We start from the raw sequence: 17,693 nt of genomic DNA, 5'->3' as shown, positions 1-17,693 counted from the left end.
CGAAATCAATGCATTTTATTGGGCAAGGATTGCCCTCAAAACATCCCTGTCGTGGATGATACCCAGCAATTCATCTTCCGTTTTGATCACATCGTTTCTTGCCTTGAAGTATCGGTTTACCTTCTTGGCAAGTTCCTTCAAATCGCCAGTCATTGAGGCGATGAATTCAGTTATGCTATCACCGACATAGACGGCGTAAAGATAGGGGGCGACAATGTATTTCACATCGTAAAGCATCGAGTCCTCGATCCAGAAATCGACATGAGGAAAGTCGCGTTTTATTTGCATCAGTCGTGTGTAAAATCCCAAACCGTCACCGCTGGATTCCCAGAAATCCAGATATACATAGTCGAACTGGTTCAGAAACTTCTCATTATAATAGTCGAAAGCATCACCATGGATGATCTCAAGCTTTTTATCGGTTTTAAACTGTGGTCGGATGTACTTTTCGAATAAATCGATGACATCCTGGTTGAGTTCAACGATCGTTACACCTTCGACGTTATCTTTCTGGAGCCAGAGATAGGGGAGGAATCCGATTCCAAGTCCCATGGTAAGACATTTTCCGAACCCTTTTTCAATTCCGGTTTGCATGCTTTCTGTTTCGCTAATGGCTGGAGACATCCATACGTTTCCGTTTTCCGTCAGGACGGGTAGTTCAACATCTTTTTCAAAGTATCCGATGGGATGTTGGTGAAACAGGTATTTTCCCAAAGGCTGATGGAAATTCATGCTCATTAAAGTTCTTTTCTTGATGGCGATAGTTTGATACTTCACAGTCTCAGTAGCCACGTTGTCAAGTTTGATGTCGCTGAAATAGGGGTTCTCAGTCAGGCGTTTCAAGTCGTATTTCAAACTGTCATGAGGAACGTTATATTTTTTCAATATTTTGATCAGTTCTTTTTCCTTCTGGGGAGTCAGAACCTTTTCGGTATAGTTTAGAATAGCAGTGACGTAGTCATCCATATCAACCATGGAGCAGATAAGGTTATTTATTGCCATTTCCAGTTCTCTGTTTTTATCAAATTGAATCATTTATTTCCTCGAATCGTTATAAATTGTCATAAGTGTTGTTAGTGTTATAATACCATATTTTCCATGTCTTTTGTAAGTGCTATTTTTCACAGAAAATGATCGATTATTAATATGATTTGCGTGTTTTTAAAGAAGGAAAATGCGACAAATAAATGAGCTGCTTTTTTATAGAGCTTAAGCATCAGAATTATTGTAAATTATTGCTTAAATATAAATATGGTTGCAAAAAACTAATAAAAAAGGTAAAATCTTATTAATTATATTTATTTAACAGCGAAAAAAACATGATATTTAGTTAAAACGAATCAAGTTTTATAAAATAAAAAAATTGAAGGAGAAATTTGTAATGGCAGACTATTTAAAAATGTGGCAAGATCTGGGAATGGATGTAGAAATGCACAATCAATTGTGCGAGGTACTTCCTCAGGCATTTGGTGATGTGTATTTAACACAGAAAAACCGTCCAGAGGCGATGGACTATTTCAATTTTGTCGTAGCTGAGATTCATGGAGTCCGCCCGGTGGAACTAATCGAACATCAGAAAAAAGGCGGAAAAGTATTTGGTACATTCTGTCTTTATGTGCCGGATGAAGTTGTCTTTGCAGCCGGAGCGATTGCGACAGGTCTTTGCGGGGGCTCACAGTTTTGGGTGCCGGGGGGCGAAAAAGTATTGCCAGTCAACACCTGTCCATTAATTAAAGCTTCCGTTGGGGCAAGATTAGATCGAACATGTCCATTCTTCCGAATCGCAGATATGTTTGTCGGTGAAACCACCTGCGATGGCAAGAAAAAAGCCTATGAGATTTTAGGTGAAGATGTGCCGATGTATGTCATGAATCTACCGCAAATGAAACGTCGGAAAGATATTTTAGCATGGGCTGAAGAGATTAAGGATTTCATAAAAGTTGTCGAAGATTTTACCGGCAATAAAGTAACGGAAGAATCTCTGGCAGACAGCATTCGATTAATTAATGCCAAACGGACAGCATTGGCAAGATTATATGATTTGCGAAAAAATGAGAATATTCCAATCAGTGGAAAAGATGTCCTAGTGATTTCCCAGATTGCTTTTTATGATGATCCCACCCGTTTCACAGAGAAGGTTAATAAGTTATGTGATGAATTAGACCAGCGGGTAAAAGATGGCGTCAGTGTATTCCCTAAAGGGACAAAGAGAATTCTGTTGACCGGTACACCATTGGCAATTCCAAACTGGAAACTGCATCATATTATTGAAACCTCCGGGGCGGCAGTTGTTGGGGAAGAAATGTGTACAGGAATTCGCTATTTTGAACACCCGGTTGATGAGACGGCAACAACAATCGATGGTCAAGCGGAAGCTTTGGCGGAACGTTATATGAATATCAATTGTGCCTGCTTCACTCCAAACGATAAGCGAATTGATGATATTATTCGTCTTGCCAAAGAATACAAAGCAGATGGCGTTATTGATGTTAATCTGAAGTTCTGTGAGCTTTATGATACAGAAGGATACAAAGTTGAACGAGCTCTGAAAGAAGCCGGTATTCCGATTTTAGGCATTGAAACAGATTATACAGACAGTGATGCACAGCAATTGAGTACCAGAATTGGTGCATTTGTCGAGATGCTGTCAAAATAAGATGGCAACACAGCATTATATATTATTTCGAAATCATACCAGTGGGATGGCTTTATACCAGGGGTTAAAAGAAAAAAACATCCGTACTGTTATTGCCCCAACACCTCGCAGTGCAAGCACTTCCTGCGGGATATCGTTAATGTTTTTGGCAGAAGATCAAGAAGTAATACGTAAATACATTGCAGAATACCAGATGGATATTTTGGATATCGTTCATATAGAGCAGAGCTTTGACAGCAATCGACATAAATTCTGCTAGAAATTTAAAAATTAGAAACAGGAGTATGGCATGGATTATATTGGAATTGATATTGGATCCACCGCATCTAAAATCGCAGTTTTGAAAAATAATTTCAACTATTTTTCGATCCCGACTGGATGGAACAGCAAGGAAACCGCAAGCGCCATTCAGAAAATGTTATTGGAAAAGGGGATTGATGTCACTTCCGAAGAAGTCCATACCATAGCCACCGGGTATGGTCGCATTTCAGTCGCCTATGCAGATGCCGTTGTAACAGAAATAACCTGCCATGCAAAAGGCGGCTTGCATCTTTATGGTCAAGACTGCAGCATCGTTGATGTAGGAGGACAGGATACGAAAGTGATTACGGTGGAGCAGGGGGCGGTATCGGATTTCCTGATGAATGATAAATGCTCAGCAGGTACTGGAAAGTTCATCGAGATTATGGCAAATCGGCTGGGACTTACCATTGATGAACTGTTTGAGCTGGCACAAAAAGGAAATGCCATTTCGATTAGTTCACTTTGTACGGTATTTGCAGAGTCGGAAGTCATTAATTTTATGGGAGAAGGAAGAGCGAAAGCGGATATTGCTGCGGGAGTGGTGGATTCTGTGGCGAAAAAAGTAGCTGCCCTAGGTTTTAAATGCAGGCTGTCGAAGCCGGTGATTTTAACCGGAGGGATTAGTCATTGCAACTATTTTGCGGAACTGATGTCGCTAAAATTGAAAACAGAAGTTGTTCCAATGGAACTGGGAAGATACGCAGGTGCTATTGGGGCAGCTTTAATTGCCCGGGAGCGGTTTTCTGAGTGAATAATGCCGGGCTTTTCTGGCCGGATAATCTGGGGAAGCATCATGACAACAGTTAATGGAGTCATGATGCTTTCATTCATCAAAATCGGAATGAGTATTAAATAAATAGTAGCATAGAAAATGACAGCATCGTGCAAACAATTCTTTAGACTTATAAAAGTTATAGAATATCTCTTGAATAAAACTAACTTTTTTTGCAGGTGCTTCAATTGTCAATTATTTCGCAGGAGTTTTTTTAATCCGCACGGTACTGATCCTTTTTTTGCTGCAATTCAATATGGTAAATTCATAATTTTCATAAATGAATGTGTCATTAACTTTGGGATATGATTCTAGCTGGGAATATAGCCATCCGCCAATGGTATCAATATTTTCAACGGCATTATCGATACCCAACAGGTCGGTTATGTCTGCAATAAGAACTTTGCCATTTACAATATAGCTGCCATCTTCATTTTTAACAATTTCATCAACGCCGATATCAAATTCATCCTGCATTTCTCCGACAATTTCTTCTAAAATATCTTCAACAGTTACCAGACCAAAGGTTCCGCCGTATTCATCAATAATGATGGCGATCTGGGACTTTTGTTTTTTGAATAATTTTAATAATTCGCTGATAGACATCGATTCAGGAACAAAGTTAACGTCACGGATAGCATTTTCGATATTATGGGTACCCTCAACCTGCTGCTTATATAAATCTTTGATATGAATAAAACCGATAATATTATCTTTGCTGGCTTTGCAGATGGGATACCGAGTAAAGGGGTTGTTCAAGGTAAAGGCGACAATCTTTTCAAAAGAATCTTCAATATAAAGACAGGCCATATCGGTACGTGGGATCATAATGTCTTTTACGGTGGTTTCAGTAAAATCAAAGATATTATCAACAAGAGCCAATTCGGTTTTATCGATTAAACCATGTTTATAACTATCTTCAACCAGTAGTTTTATCTCTTCATCAGTATGCGCTTCATCAGCTTCATCAACTTGTGAGACTCCAAATACTTTTAAAATCAAGTTGGTGCTGTGATTAAAAGCCCACATGATCGGATAGGTTGCTTTATAAAAAAGGATGAGCGGCAGGCCTGTAAAGATTGCGATTCTTTCGGCAAATAAAATCGACACGGACTTAGGGCATAATTCACCAAGGACGATATGAAAGGTTGTTATAAGCGAAAAACCGATGATAAATGAAACCGAATGGACCAAATTTTCCGGCATGTTCATTAATTCAAACAGCGGTTCCAGCATATTTGCAACAGCCGGTTCGCCTACCCAACCTAAGCCCAGAGAGGCTAAAGTTATTCCCAGCTGGCAGGCAGATAAGTATGAGTTTAGATCTCTGACAACTTTTAAAGCGTATTTTGCACTTCTATTTCCATCCGCTACTAAGGTTTCCAGTCTGGATTTTCTGACTTTTACCATCGAAAATTCGGTGGCAACGAAAAATGCGTTCATGGATACAAGTAAAAGTACGATGATTATATTTATTAAATTACCCATATGATATTAGTTTACCTCCTAAATTTGGTAACTTTCAAAAATTAATAGTCAACGAAATAATAACTGCTATTATATCATAGTTTTATTTTGTTTCAAAAAAATATTGCAGCGCGAGATAAACAATTCGCTTAGGAATCAAACGGATCAACAATTGCGGGTGCCGGCTACTTGAGAAAATGTTTGGTTTTTAGCATCATGCTGCGTGTTGAATTTCAAAAAGGGTAAGAACATAATATGGTTATAGAAGAATGCAGGATTAAGGAGATGAGCTTATGATTGTTGGAACAGCCAAAATCACGATCTATGCCCCATGGGTGCATTCATTAAAAGAGAAACGCATGATCGTAAAGAGTATCTGTGCTAAGGTAAGGAATAAATTCAATGTATCCATAGCAGAGGTTGAGGATCAGAACATCCATCAACGCGTCGTCTTGGGACTCGCATGTATTGTTAACGAGGTCGACGTTGCTGACAGCATGATTGATCATGTGCTGAATTTCATTGAGAGGAATACAGCAGGAGAAATAATAGATATTGAAAGAGAACTGAGATAAGAAGAGACCAGAAATGCCGCTATTTTCTTTTGAAATGGCTCCAGAAACTTTGCTTTTCAGGCTCTTGATTTTGATTAATTTCCTCTATCCTCGGCTTTTCCTGCTGCCGTCCCAGAAGAATTTGCTGATTGACATTCATAGTATTAGATTGACGTAAATGTTCATTTAACTCTGCCATTTGCCGGTCCTTTTCAGAAATCTGTTTATCTTTTTCTATTAATTGATTGGTTAAAACCAATAATTGCTTGTTTAATGTTTCAACGACGTTGTTTATAGTTGTCAACAGCTGGTTGTCCACTTCACAAACTGGTTGATCGGCCGGTTGCACAAGGTTGTCAACTGGCTTGGCGGTAAATAATGTTAAAGCACTGATGTTAATCATCTTTTTTCCGTTGACAACTTTAGTGTAAGCTGTCAGATCGTTGTTTAAACGTTTGTAAATTGCTTGGGGTGTTACATCTGCGCGAACTGAAAATTCTTTAATACTTAAATAATCATCTTCCATTTTTTTCCTCTAATCATCTATTTGATAGGTTTTCTATTTAGTAACTACTGTATTATATTTTTTCAATATTGTCAACTAAGTTGTCAACAATGATTTTAAAATTTCAACTTAACTTAAACCATTGTTCGAATGACTTTTGGCTTTTCGATCTTTTATTAAGAAGTTTATGAAGCTTAGTATTGCGGTCAGGTATAGGGAACAAGGCTGTTATTATGCATAAGTGGCTAACAGTATGATTATAACAGGAAGAGGTTGAGGAATGTCAAACTTAATAAGGTGCTCGGATGAGTAATCATTGAGATTAATCAATCAGCAATTAGCTAGATAGAAGTTTTTACAAACAATTAAAAAGGTTAGAGAGGCGATCACTATGAAAAAGTGGCTTTTTACTTCAGAATCAGTTTTGGAAGGACATCCGGACAAACTCTGTGATCAAATAGCGGACGGCATCCTGGATGCAATTTTGGAAAAAGATCCTTTGAGCCGTGTGGCTTGTGATGTTTCAGTTAGTACCGGGCTGGTTACGATTTATGGACAAATAACCACATCTGCCACAGTTGATATTTCTGCAATTGCCAGAAATATCATCCAGGATATTGGTTACACAGATACCGACTTTGGCATGGATGGGAGGTGCTGTTCAGTTCTCAGCGGAATTGATAAGCAGTCTTTGGATATTGCTGCCGGCGTGAATGAATCATTGGAGTATAAGGCCGGTTCCCGAGATGAATTAGACCTGCTTGGGGCTGGTGATCAAGGGCTGATGTTCGGATTTGCCTGCAATGAGACTCCGGAATTGATGCCTATGCCAATTACGCTGGCACATAAGCTGGCGAAGAAAGTGACAGCGGTGCGCAAATCGGGAGTGGTTCCCTATCTGAGACCCGATGGAAAAACTCAGGTCACGGTAGAGTATTTAGGAAATCAGGTCAGGCGGATTGAAGCGGTGGTCATCGCGTGCCAGCATGATGAGTGGGTTGTCCATGAACAAATCAGGAAGGATATGATCGAAAAAGTTATTAAGGCAGTCATACCGGAAAAACTATTGGATGAGAAGACAAAATTCTATGTAAATTCAACCGGTAGATTTGTTGTTGGAGGACCCGAGGGGGATTCCGGTTGGGTCGGCAAAAAAATAAGCGTTGATACGTATGGGGGATACAGCAGGCATGGCGGGGGTTCTTTTTCAGGCAAGGATCCAACTAAGGTGGATCGGTCTGGAACTTATGCGGCAAGATATGTGGCGAAAAACATCGTGGCGGCAGGGTTGGCCGACAAGTGCGAAGTGCAGCTCGCCTATGCGATTGGAGTCGCTCATCCGGTATCCATTATGGTTGATACTTTTGGAACGGCGAAAATAGAAGAGGATAAAATTGAAGAACTGGTCAAAATAAATTTTGATTTAAGGCCGGCAGCTATTATTAGGGATTTTGATTTAAGAAGACCGATTTATTTTCAGTTGGCCTGTTACGGACATTTCGGGAGATCAGATTTGGCTCTGCCTTGGGAAAAGACGGATAAAGCAGCGGTATTAAGAAAAATGGCTGAAAGAAAATGAGGATCAAAAGATTAAGAGGGTCAGAAGCGTTTTGTTTGCATGATATCGGAAAACAAAGCGTATCGACTGTCATTTGCAAAAAGCATGGCGGGCTAAGAAAGAACAGCACTAGGACGAGATAAAAGGATCGACTAACTCATCTTAGTGCGATTAGTTTTCATAACAAAAAGTGTGATATGAACAGAAGTATATTCAAAGTTTTTAATTCTTTATTACAAAAAAAGTGTTCTTTTTACAGTTTTGATAAGACCGGATCTAGCTGCCGCCATTTATTGCCTAAAGTCGGCGGGGTATAGATTGCCATTTTTTTAATCAGTTCATGGGGTTCAGTTGAAACTAAAAGAAGTTTGGTATTTGATGCATTCATAAAGCCTTCTTTAACAATTTCTTGAATCAAGGCAATAAAAGGGTCAAAAAAATTTGATATATTCAGAATGCCAACCGGTTTTTTGTGAATGCCAAGCTGTGCCCAACTAAGAACTTCAAAAAGCTCTTCGAAGGTGCCAACGCCCCCGGGAATGGCGATAAAACCATCTGATAGATCAGCCATTGTCTGTTTTCTTTCATGCATGTTTTTAACTTTAATCAATCTGGTAAGTTGATTGTTAATAACCTCGTTAGGGAAAAGATCCCTGGGTATAACCCCAGTAACCCGACCGCCCTTTTTCATGATTTCATTGGCGATTTCACCCATTAAACCAACGTTTGATCCACCATAGACTAATTCAATATTATTTTGGACAAGCACATCACCCAGTTGATTGGTAATTTCTTTATATTCTGGTCGGACACCCAGATTTGATCCTGAATATACACATATTCTTTTCATTAGTATAACCTCCTGAGGTAATATAAATTTCAATTAATTCTTCTGTATCAATAGCAATAGAAAAATTAAAGTAATGACTAATAGAATATTATAGTATAACAAATATAGGGTCATTTGACAAGGTATCATTCAAATAGACATATTTCTGATTTTATCTCTTTATAAATTGTCTGCATTTCCATATCAAGATGAGTAATGGATTCAGCGCAAGATTTAAGACGTTCCCGTAATGCTTCGGATATTTCGCTATGAGATTTATACTTAAGTTGATGTTCAAGACTGGCCCAGAAATCCATGGCAATGGTTCGAATTTGAATTTCCACAGGGACAGATTCCGTCTTTTCCGCTAAAAACACCGGAACGAGAACAATGAGGTGGAGGCTGCGATAGCCATTTTCCTTAGGATTTGAAATATAATCACGTTTGCGAACAAGACTGATGTCATCCTGACGGAGCAGTAAATTGGTAATGCGATTAATATCGTCTAAATAATTGCAGATAACGCGAACTCCGGCGATATCCGTTAAATTTTTTCTAATTGAGTCGGCATTGAGTTCCAATCCCTTTTTTTTCATTTTTTCGGCAATACTTTTTGGAGCTTTTAATCGGTATTCCATATGATGAATTGGATTATGATCATATTTGACTTGAAATTCTTCATCCAGTATCTCAAGTTTGGTTTTTATTTCTTTGATGGCCGCTCGATAAATTTGCTGTTGAAGAACAAATTCTTCTAAATTTTCATTAATTTCCAGATTGTCGGGATAAGATATATCTTTTGAATTGATTTGCATGATTCCATATCACTTATTCATCATTAATCATGAAAAGTGCCTTTCGCTGATTATTATTTTTGATCAGGGTATTAAAAGATAAAAGCCTTGTTATCGGTAAAAAGCATTAACTAGTAACCTAAAATTGTTATGAATATGGCGTTTGTATAATCACAAATTATTTGCCTAAGGCCTCATTTTAATCTTCAAACCTTAGATATAAGTTAAGAAATCCACCAAAAGCATAATGAAGGGGATGTAATGGATACGAATAATTATAAAACAGAGTAATGAATTGCAATACGGAAAAATAAAAATTTTCGGAATCAAGTAATTTTTATTTGAACTTTTTTTCTTGATAGAAAATGTTAACTCTATTATAATCCTTGTTGGAACACTTATTAAAAAAGCATTTGTTTTAAAGAGAACTATTATAAATCGACTGTTATTATGGTGTTACCCAACGGAGGAAACAAAATGAAGTATTTAGTGATTGGCGCTGGTGGAACGGGTGGAAGCATCGGAGCATTTATGACAGTGGCGGATAAAGACATTACGGTCATTGCCAGAGGAAAACACTTGGAAGCAATTCAAAATAACGGTTTGAGAATGGAAACAACCAGCAAAGGGAATTATACTGTTTACCCTGTGAAAGCTTGTGAAATGAAACATTATAATGAACAGCCAGATGTAATCTTTGTCTGTGTAAAAGGATATTCACTGGAAGATACCATACCCTTTATCAAAAGAGTTGCTCATAAGAATACGGTGGTTATTCCGGTTTTGAACATCTATGGCACCGGCGGAAGAATGCAGAAACTGTTGCCAGATCTATTGGTAACGGATGGATGTATTTATATCGCGGCGGAGATCAAGGAACCGGGAACAATCCTGCAAAAAGGTGATATTTTTCGAATTGTATATGGCGAGAGAAATAAACCAGAGGGTCAACCCGTCCTTTATGGGATTGCTTCAGATTTAAAGGATAGCGGGATTACAAGTGTTGTATCCGATGATATCGGAAGAGATGCACTCCAGAAATTTGCCTATGTATCTCCGATGGCTGCTTGTGGTGCATATTACGATATTGATGCAGGGGCGGCCCAGCAGAAGGGAAAAGTTAGAGAAACTTTTGTAGCACTAATGCGGGAGATTGAGGCATTGGCTCAAGCCCTGGGCATACATTTCGATGTGGATATTGTAGAGACTAATTTATATATTCTGGATACATTGGAACCCACCGCTTCAACTTCGATGCAGAGGGACTTGCAACAGGGAAAGAATTCTGAAATGGACGGTCTTATATTTGAGGTGGTGCGTTTGGGTAGAGAGTATGGTGTAAAAATGCCCACTTATGAAATGATAGCCGAAAAATTTGGGTTTAAAGTCTGAGTCAGTTGGTTCAAATGTATAAAATTATTTTTTGTTTTCACGCAAATATTTCTGCGTGTCAAAAGAAACTTTCGGCATTGGATTTTCGCTGCTACTGCCTTTATGTATTTGTTCGTTTCATTTGATTTTGATTGACTTAGATGATACCATATTTCAAAGAGAATTAAATAGGGTACTGTGCCAATAAATGAATTAAAAGAAAGGATGTGTATCAATGGGATTGTTTTCTTGGATTATTCTCGGCGGTTTAGCCGGATGGCTTGCGAGCCTCGTAACAAAAAATAATGGGAATATGGGTTTGATAAAAAACATTGTAGTGGGTATTATCGGAGCCATATTGGGCGGTTATGTTTTTAACTTTTTTGGAAGCGTGGGCGTTACCGGATTTAATTTATGGAGCATTTTTGTTTCTTTTGTGGGAGCGGTTATACTGCTGGTCATTATTAATCTGTTTACTAGATAAATTTAGGAAAAAGAGTTTCGATATTTCGAGACTCTTTTTTTGAGTGGATTTAAAAACAATTCATTTTATTGTCACGAAACAATCACATTGGCGCGCTATGATATTGACAGAAAGACAAGGAGGTCAAAGAAATGGAATCTGTCTTGATCATACCCGCCCTTAATCCAGATGAAAAATTAATTACTTTGGTTGAAAAATTAAAACAGAACGATATACGTATTGTTATAATAAATGATGGAAGTGAAGAGAAATATGACAATATATTTAAACTGCTAAAATACAAGTTTCGGTGTGAATTATGCACCCATACTAAAAATATGGGGAAGGGCGTTGCGTTAAAAACTGGAATTCGGTATGCTTCGTTGAAATACCCGGATTGCAGCGGTTACGTTACGGCAGATGCTGATGGTCAGCATTCAACAGAAGATATTCTGAAGGTAGCCGATACCCTGGATAAAAACCCGGATAGTTTAGTTTTGGGTACACGAGATTTTGATAAAAAAAACATTCCCTTTAAAAGCCGATGGGGAAATCGAATCACATCTTTTGTCTTTTTGTTAAGCACAAGTCATCAATGCTCCGACACACAAACGGGTCTTCGCGGGATTCCGAAACAATTCACAGAAATGTGTCTTTCAATACCGGGTGATCGATATGAGTATGAGATGAACATGCTGTTGGAAACTGGAAAAAATGGAATTCCATTTATCTATGTGCCGATTGAAACAATCTATTTGGAAGATAATAAATCATCTCATTTTCATGCGATTAAAGACTCCGTCTGCATTTATTTAAATATCTTAAAATTCAGCCTGTCGTCTTTGGCTTCTGCGATTATTGATCTAACATTATTTACAGTGTTTGTTAATTATCTGTTTGGAACAGGATCAGCCGGAATATTGGCAGCAACAGTCACTGCACGAGTGATGTCCGGTTGTGTGAATTTTATGATCAATAAACATTGGGTTTTTCAAAGTAAGAATAATAACAGCAGTGAGGTACTGCAATATATGGTTTTGTTTTTTTCTCAGATGATGTTGAGCTGGCTCTTCGTAACCTGTCTGAGCAACTTATCTGTTAATCTCACCATTATAAAAATATTAGTAGACAGCTCATTGTTTTTGCTCAGTTATCAAATTCAAAAGAATTTGATTTTTCATAAAAAAAGGAAAGGGTACAATTTAAAATGAAAAATTTCTTCTCAAAACCCTACAGATGGGCGGCGGTTTTCTCAATTCTATTGATGGGAGCCGTTGCTTTTGTTCTGCTAGATACGTTTGCAATACAGAAAGCCCTTGTCGTCGTTGAACCAGAGTCGGCGATGGTAGCAAATGAGACCGCTGCTTCTCAATCAGATCCGGTAATTAGCGACAACTCTTACGAGGATGATAATATAAAAATCAGTATTGAAACAGTTCGCGATGATGACTCAACAATTTACGTAGCGGATATTCAGGTTTCAGACGCTTCTTATTTAAAAACAGCATTTGCCAATAATACCTACGGAAGAAATATTAAAGCCACAACATCTGAAATTGCAGAAGCGCAGAATGCTATTTTTGCTATCAATGGTGACTATTATGGATTCCGAGATGGTGGTTATGTCTTGCGTAATGGGGTAACTTACAGGAATACCGCCAGAAGCGCCGGAGATGATGATGCGTTAGTCATTGACAAAGATGGAAATCTATCCATTGTTTCGGAAAACCAGACGAGTATGGAGTCATTGAGCAATAATTGGCAAGTACTATCTTTTGGTCCCGGACTTGTGGAAAACGGACAAATTGTCGTGGACAACTCAAGTGAAGTTTCACAATCGATGACAAGCAATCCACGAACTGCCATTGGTCAGATTTCTGCTCTGCATTATATCGTTATCGTTTCTGATGGCCGCACCAGTGAGAGTGCCGGACTTTCCCTGCTTCAACTTGCTCAGGAATTTCAGGAAAGAGGCTGTACGACGGCCTATAATCTTGATGGAGGAGGATCATCCACCATGTACTTCAATGGGAAAGTTGTTAATAATCCGACAGATGGTAAAAGTACCGGAGAAAGAGAGGTAAGCGACATTGTTTATTTTGGATACTAAAATAAAGAATCATAAAAAGAAAATTCTGAAAACATCTCTGATTTATTTGGTATTGTCGCTAAGTGCGATTATTATAAACTATGTCTACGGTCTTTTTGGACATGGCGTTCACTCATCTTATATGACATGGATGTTTTTATATCCGCTATTGGGCGGAGCGATTTTATATCTTTTAATTTTCTTGTTGGTTCCAGATATCGCTCGCATTGTTGAGTATCGGATGTTTTACAATATTTATAATTCGGGAATTGCAACGTTGACTATCGGTAGTTTGCTCAAGGGAATTTTTGATATTGCAGGAACAAGTTCTGTATATATAGCAGTCTTTTATGCAATTGGTGAGTTGTTTGTTGCCGTGGGATTAGTGATGTTATTGATATTGGCAGTAAACCTCAAGAAAAGTCAGGCATGAAAAAAGCTGATTAGTAAAAACAACATTAGTCATGGTTACATTGATTTGTAAAATATTGAGGGGAGTGACATTATCGTCGCTCCCCTCAAATGGTTTAATTTTTTATTTATAATGGTGACTTCAAATCATGCTTTTTAGCATATTATATTTAGCTGTTTTGTTTTTCTTCTAAAGCAGTAAGTCTTTTAATAAGTTCTTCCTGATTTTCAAGGATATCATCCAGTTTTTGGTGAATGTCTTCAACGATTATTTCGGATTTAAGGTTAACGCGGTAATCGTTTTTTGCTCGGAGTCGATCTTTTTCTTCTTGACGATTTTGGCTCATCATAATGACTGGTGCTTGAATAGCGGCTAGACAAGATAGAATAAGGTTGAGTAGAATGAAAGGATAAACATCGTATGGTTTTGTGAGGAGTAGTGTATTTATGGTAATCCACACCACCAGTGTTAGGAAAAACAAAATAATAAAAACCCAACTGCCGGCAAATTTTGCAAGTCGGTCAGCCGCTTTTTGACCAAAAGTTAGTTTGTTTTCATGTTCGGTAACGGTGTTTTTTGATAAACTCTCTTCCAGGAGTTTGTGCAGAATTTCTTCTTCTTCGGTTGCGCTTTCATCATCTTTAATAATAGTTTTGATTAACGCCAGTCTTTGTTCACTTATTGACATGTTTTTCACTCTCCTTTTATGTGCATTATGGAAGTTGATCCATGAAGATGCTTCTAAGTCCCTATTTATTTATCAGATCGTTGAAGGATCAATACGCTGGCATATGATAATTCAGGTGTAGATAGGTCCAGTATGACTTGATGAATCTCTCCAGCGGCTATTATATAATAACATTACTAATGTTGCTTTTTCTTTAATTAAATAATTTATACAGATGAAGTGATCGCTGAAGGACTGATTTTTCCCGATAAAAGCCCCGTTTCATTTGTTTTTTTGGTTGCATTATGTTATGCTTTTATTAAAAGAAAATTAGAAAGATGAGATGACAAATGAAAATATTGAGATATTTACTGATTTTTGTCCCGATAAGTATCATCGGAGAATTGTTGCAAGTTTCTCCAACCCTAATGTTCGTTCTGGCGGCATTGGCGATTATTCCTTTAGCAGGCCTAATGGGTGAGGCAACTGAAGAAATATCTTTTTATTCCGGACCAAGGATTGGTGGATTTCTGAATGCAACTTTTGGCAATGCGACCGAACTCATCATTGCTTTTTTTGCATTGAAAGCTGGACTGTTTGATGTCGTTAAAGCATCGATCGCCGGTTCAGTCATTGGCAATATCCTGATGGTATTGGGAATGAGTATGCTGGTTGGCGGAATCAAGTTTAAATCACAGTCGTTTAATAAAAAATCGACTGAAGTTTCTTCAAGTATGTTGTTGTTTGCAGTGATCGGATTGACAATACCGGCGATTTTTACGCATACAGTCGCTTCAGACCTTCTTAATACCCGGTATGAAGGGTTAAGCATTATCGTTGCCGTTATTATGTTTAGTATTTATCTGATGAGTTTATACTTTTCGTTCTATACCCACAAGGATATTTACGCGGTACAGCATGACGAGGAAGTCATTTCAAAATGGTCGCTTAAAAAAGCAATTATAGTTTTAGTGGGAGCAACGGTACTCATTGGTGTCGAGAGTGAGCTCTTTGTCAGTGTGGTTGAACCAATGTCGGCGGCGATTGGTTTAAGCGAATTCTTTGTAGGTATCATTCTAGTGCCGATTATTGGAAACGCGGCAGAACATAGCACTGCCATTGTGATGGCCTATAAAAATAAAATGGATGTGGCGGTTGAAATTGCAATCAGTTCGAGTTTGCAGATCATCCTTTTTGTGACACCGGTGCTAATATTCCTCAGCTTGTTCTTTACCCCAATGAGCATTGTTTTCAATGAGTTTGAATTGGTTGCCCTGATATTTTCCGTTCTCATTGCGAACAGGGTGTCCAGTGATGGAAAATCCAACTGGCTGGAAGGGGTTCAGCTCCTTGCCGTCTATTTAATAATAGCCGTTTCATTTTTTGTTTTATAATAAAGAAGTAGAATCAAATAAAATGGGAGGATAATGAATGACTAAAAAAAATCGTGTGAAAAGAGAAATATTAAGATATTTCTTTATCTTAGCCGGTTCGATTATTGCAGCGTTTGCGTTGGAAATTTTCCTTGTTCCCAATAATGTTATCGATGGTGGTATCACCGGTATTTCAATCATACTGAGTTATCTGACTGGAGTTCCACTGAGTGTATACATTGTTGTTTTGAATATTCCCTTTCTTATTATGGGATATAAACAAATTGGAAAAACATTTGTCATTTCGTCCACGCTGGCTATTTTGTCTTTATCATTCTGGTTGTCAATTTTCAAACCCATACCCGGACTCACGGATGATGTACTCCTTGCAGCAGTCTTCGGGGGGATTATCCTGGGGATCGGTGTCGGTTTAATCATCCGTAACAGCGGTTCGCTGGATGGAACTGAAATGGTGGCGATTGTTTTTACCAGAAGAAGTTCCTTTTCGGTGGGCGAAATTGTTATGTTTTTCAATATCTTTATACTATGCAGTGCGGCACTTGTTTTTGGTTGGGATCGGGCAATGTATTCACTGTTGGCATATTATATTGCGTTCAAAGTGATCGATGTCACGATTGAGGGCCTGGATGAGGAGAAAGCAGCAATTATTGTCTCTGATAATCCAGATGAGATTGCCGAGGCAATTTTGGCGCGATTAGGTAGAGGGGTAACCTTTCTTGAGGGTAAAGGCGGATTTTCAAAAGAGTCTAAAACCGTTATTTATTCGGTCATTACACGTTTGGAAATTTCCAAACTAAAATCGATCGTTGCTGAGAAAGATGAACATGCATTTCTCACAATCAGTGATGTTTTTGATGTAATGGGCGGAAAACAAAAGAAGCGATCAATCCATTAACAGTAAGAGGTAATGAAGTGATTTTAAGTACATTGAAATATAACAATATAGGGATATATCGCATGCTAATTTAAAATATGGGATTATGTCCTCTTTTTATATCAAAAATAAATCCATTTAAGGGATTGACATTTTTATAAATAGACGGTAAAATTGTGTCATTAAATAAAACATACATGTTTAATATGAAATAAATATTGAAATATAAATGGGGGGAATTGTTATGGGGAAGCTGCTTATTATTAAAACAGGTGTTTCGAATAAATCGGTTATTAAAGAATGTGGCGATTGTGATTTTCGCATCGCGAGATGCGCGGGCGTTCCCTATAAAGATGTAAAGGTCGTATCGGTATATGAGAATATGAAACCAGTTCTGATGAACGAGATATCATCCATTATTATTACCGGTTCACCGGCCATGGTAACTGATTTTGAACCTTGGAGTGTTGCAACATCGCAATGGCTTAAAGAGATTACACAGAAAAATATACCAATTTTAGGGATCTGCTTTGGGCATCAGCTGTTGGCGCAGACCTTAGGAGGATCTGTGGATTATCATGAGCTGGGTGAAGAAAAGGGTGAAGTCGAAATTCAATTGACAAATGAAGGCAAAAAAGATCCTTTACTCGGTGTGTTGCCTTCACATTTTTCAGCCTACGCTTCTCATACTCAGACTGTTACGAAGCTGCCTAAAAATGCGCGTGTTCTTGCAAAAAATAATTTCGAATCATTTCATGCAGTTTCTTTTGGCGAAAAGGTTTGGGGATTGCAGTTTCATCCTGAATGCACGGATCATTTTCTCTGCAACTCCACACTCAAAAACACCCATGGTGCAACTTTGTTAAGACGTTTTGTTGAACTAGCAGGATAAGAATGAGAAAGGCATCGTGCAGAAGTGTTATTAATTGTTCATATTAGTAAAGCTCTCTTTAGAATGGACAGTCAGATCAAACAAACTGTTTTA

Annotated in this window: 19 protein-coding genes; 13 read left to right on the top strand and 6 right to left on the bottom strand. The window is 38.1% G+C overall.

Features of this window, described 5'->3' with window-relative positions; translation table 11 throughout:
• Positions 1-15 precede the first annotated feature (15 nt).
• Entirely contained in the window at positions 16-1,035 is a 1,020-nt protein-coding gene (locus FZC41_RS13105) for a spermine/spermidine synthase domain-containing protein (protein ID WP_148567867.1), read from the bottom strand.
• 346 nt (positions 1,036-1,381) lie between these two features.
• Here FZC41_RS13105 and FZC41_RS13100 point away from each other — a divergent pair, with 346 nt between their 5' ends.
• The 3 genes from FZC41_RS13100 to FZC41_RS13090 are packed head-to-tail and all read left to right on the top strand — an operon-like array spanning position 1,382 to position 3,710.
• Positions 1,382-2,656, top strand: a complete 1,275-nt coding sequence (locus FZC41_RS13100; protein WP_148567865.1) for a double-cubane-cluster-containing anaerobic reductase — start codon at positions 1,382-1,384, stop codon at positions 2,654-2,656.
• Position 2,657: 1 nt separating this feature from the next.
• A complete protein-coding gene (locus FZC41_RS13095; protein ID WP_148567864.1) occupies positions 2,658-2,915 on the top strand; it encodes a putative Se/S carrier protein in 258 nt (85 codons plus the stop codon).
• Between the two features lie 30 nt (positions 2,916-2,945).
• Positions 2,946-3,710 carry an acyl-CoA dehydratase activase gene (locus tag FZC41_RS13090; RefSeq protein WP_148567863.1) on the top strand — a complete coding sequence of 255 codons (765 nt, stop codon included), beginning with the start codon at positions 2,946-2,948 and terminating at the stop codon, positions 3,708-3,710.
• 216 nt (positions 3,711-3,926) lie between these two features.
• On the opposite strand, the gene FZC41_RS13085 is transcribed toward FZC41_RS13090, so the two are convergent.
• Positions 3,927-5,219 carry a hemolysin family protein gene (locus FZC41_RS13085; protein ID WP_148567862.1) on the bottom strand — a complete coding sequence of 431 codons (1,293 nt, stop codon included), beginning with the start codon at positions 5,217-5,219 and terminating at the stop codon, positions 3,927-3,929.
• A 272-nt stretch (positions 5,220-5,491) separates the two neighbouring features.
• Between FZC41_RS13085 and FZC41_RS13080 the strand changes: the two genes are divergently transcribed.
• Positions 5,492-5,773 carry a DUF503 domain-containing protein gene (locus tag FZC41_RS13080; protein WP_148567860.1) on the top strand — a complete coding sequence of 94 codons (282 nt, stop codon included), beginning with the start codon at positions 5,492-5,494 and terminating at the stop codon, positions 5,771-5,773.
• Between the two features lie 19 nt (positions 5,774-5,792).
• Here the strand turns inward: FZC41_RS13080 and FZC41_RS13075 are convergent, their stop codons facing one another.
• On the bottom strand, positions 5,793-6,278 hold the full coding sequence (locus FZC41_RS13075; protein ID WP_148567859.1) for a hypothetical protein: 486 nt from the start codon (positions 6,276-6,278) through the stop codon (positions 5,793-5,795).
• 370 nt (positions 6,279-6,648) lie between these two features.
• On the opposite strand from FZC41_RS13075, the gene metK reads away from it, so the two are divergent.
• Positions 6,649-7,836, top strand: a complete 1,188-nt coding sequence (metK, locus tag FZC41_RS13070; protein ID WP_170253988.1) for a methionine adenosyltransferase — start codon at positions 6,649-6,651, stop codon at positions 7,834-7,836.
• 232 nt (positions 7,837-8,068) lie between these two features.
• Here the strand turns inward: metK and FZC41_RS13065 are convergent, their stop codons facing one another.
• Both FZC41_RS13065 and FZC41_RS13060 read right to left on the bottom strand, forming a co-directional pair.
• Positions 8,069-8,665, bottom strand: a complete 597-nt coding sequence (locus FZC41_RS13065) for an LOG family protein (protein WP_148567857.1) — start codon at positions 8,663-8,665, stop codon at positions 8,069-8,071.
• Between the two features lie 125 nt (positions 8,666-8,790).
• Complete coding sequence (locus FZC41_RS13060; RefSeq protein ID WP_148567856.1) at positions 8,791-9,459, bottom strand: GTP pyrophosphokinase; 669 nt, start codon at positions 9,457-9,459, stop codon at positions 8,791-8,793.
• A 456-nt stretch (positions 9,460-9,915) separates the two neighbouring features.
• Between FZC41_RS13060 and FZC41_RS13055 the strand changes: the two genes are divergently transcribed.
• From FZC41_RS13055 to FZC41_RS13035, 5 genes are all read left to right on the top strand, one after another.
• Positions 9,916-10,830, top strand: coding sequence for a ketopantoate reductase family protein (locus tag FZC41_RS13055; RefSeq protein ID WP_148567855.1), 915 nt, complete (start codon positions 9,916-9,918; stop codon positions 10,828-10,830).
• A 214-nt stretch (positions 10,831-11,044) separates the two neighbouring features.
• A complete protein-coding gene (locus FZC41_RS13050) occupies positions 11,045-11,293 on the top strand; it encodes a GlsB/YeaQ/YmgE family stress response membrane protein (protein ID WP_148567854.1) in 249 nt (82 codons plus the stop codon).
• A 131-nt stretch (positions 11,294-11,424) separates the two neighbouring features.
• Complete coding sequence (locus tag FZC41_RS13045; protein WP_148567853.1) at positions 11,425-12,483, top strand: bifunctional glycosyltransferase family 2/GtrA family protein; 1,059 nt, start codon at positions 11,425-11,427, stop codon at positions 12,481-12,483.
• Entirely contained in the window at positions 12,480-13,382 is a 903-nt protein-coding gene (locus FZC41_RS13040) for a phosphodiester glycosidase family protein (RefSeq protein WP_148567852.1), read from the top strand. Before FZC41_RS13045 ends, FZC41_RS13040 begins: the two co-directional genes overlap by 4 nt.
• Positions 13,363-13,794: a hypothetical protein gene (locus FZC41_RS13035; protein WP_148567851.1), complete on the top strand. Its 432-nt coding sequence runs from the start codon at positions 13,363-13,365 to the stop codon at positions 13,792-13,794. Before FZC41_RS13040 ends, FZC41_RS13035 begins: the two co-directional genes overlap by 20 nt.
• A 148-nt stretch (positions 13,795-13,942) precedes the next feature.
• Here the strand turns inward: FZC41_RS13035 and FZC41_RS13030 are convergent, their stop codons facing one another.
• Positions 13,943-14,461: a DUF1003 domain-containing protein gene (locus FZC41_RS13030; protein ID WP_148567850.1), complete on the bottom strand. Its 519-nt coding sequence runs from the start codon at positions 14,459-14,461 to the stop codon at positions 13,943-13,945.
• A gap of 329 nt (positions 14,462-14,790) precedes the next feature.
• On the opposite strand from FZC41_RS13030, the gene cax reads away from it, so the two are divergent.
• From cax to FZC41_RS13015, 3 genes are all read left to right on the top strand, one after another.
• Positions 14,791-15,834: a calcium/proton exchanger gene (cax, locus tag FZC41_RS13025; RefSeq protein WP_148567849.1), complete on the top strand. Its 1,044-nt coding sequence runs from the start codon at positions 14,791-14,793 to the stop codon at positions 15,832-15,834.
• Positions 15,835-15,871: 37 nt separating this feature from the next.
• Positions 15,872-16,729: a YitT family protein gene (locus FZC41_RS13020; RefSeq protein ID WP_148567848.1), complete on the top strand. Its 858-nt coding sequence runs from the start codon at positions 15,872-15,874 to the stop codon at positions 16,727-16,729.
• Between the two features lie 223 nt (positions 16,730-16,952).
• Complete coding sequence (locus tag FZC41_RS13015) at positions 16,953-17,600, top strand: glutamine amidotransferase (RefSeq protein ID WP_186855154.1); 648 nt, start codon at positions 16,953-16,955, stop codon at positions 17,598-17,600.
• The last annotated feature ends 93 nt before the right edge of the window (positions 17,601-17,693 follow it).

Source organism: Acetobacterium paludosum (genome assembly GCF_008086595.1).
Taxonomy (GTDB): Bacteria; Bacillota; Clostridia; order Eubacteriales; family Eubacteriaceae; genus Acetobacterium; species Acetobacterium paludosum.
Note: the sequence above shows the minus strand (reverse complement) of the source record. Positions and strands in the feature narration are given on the sequence as shown.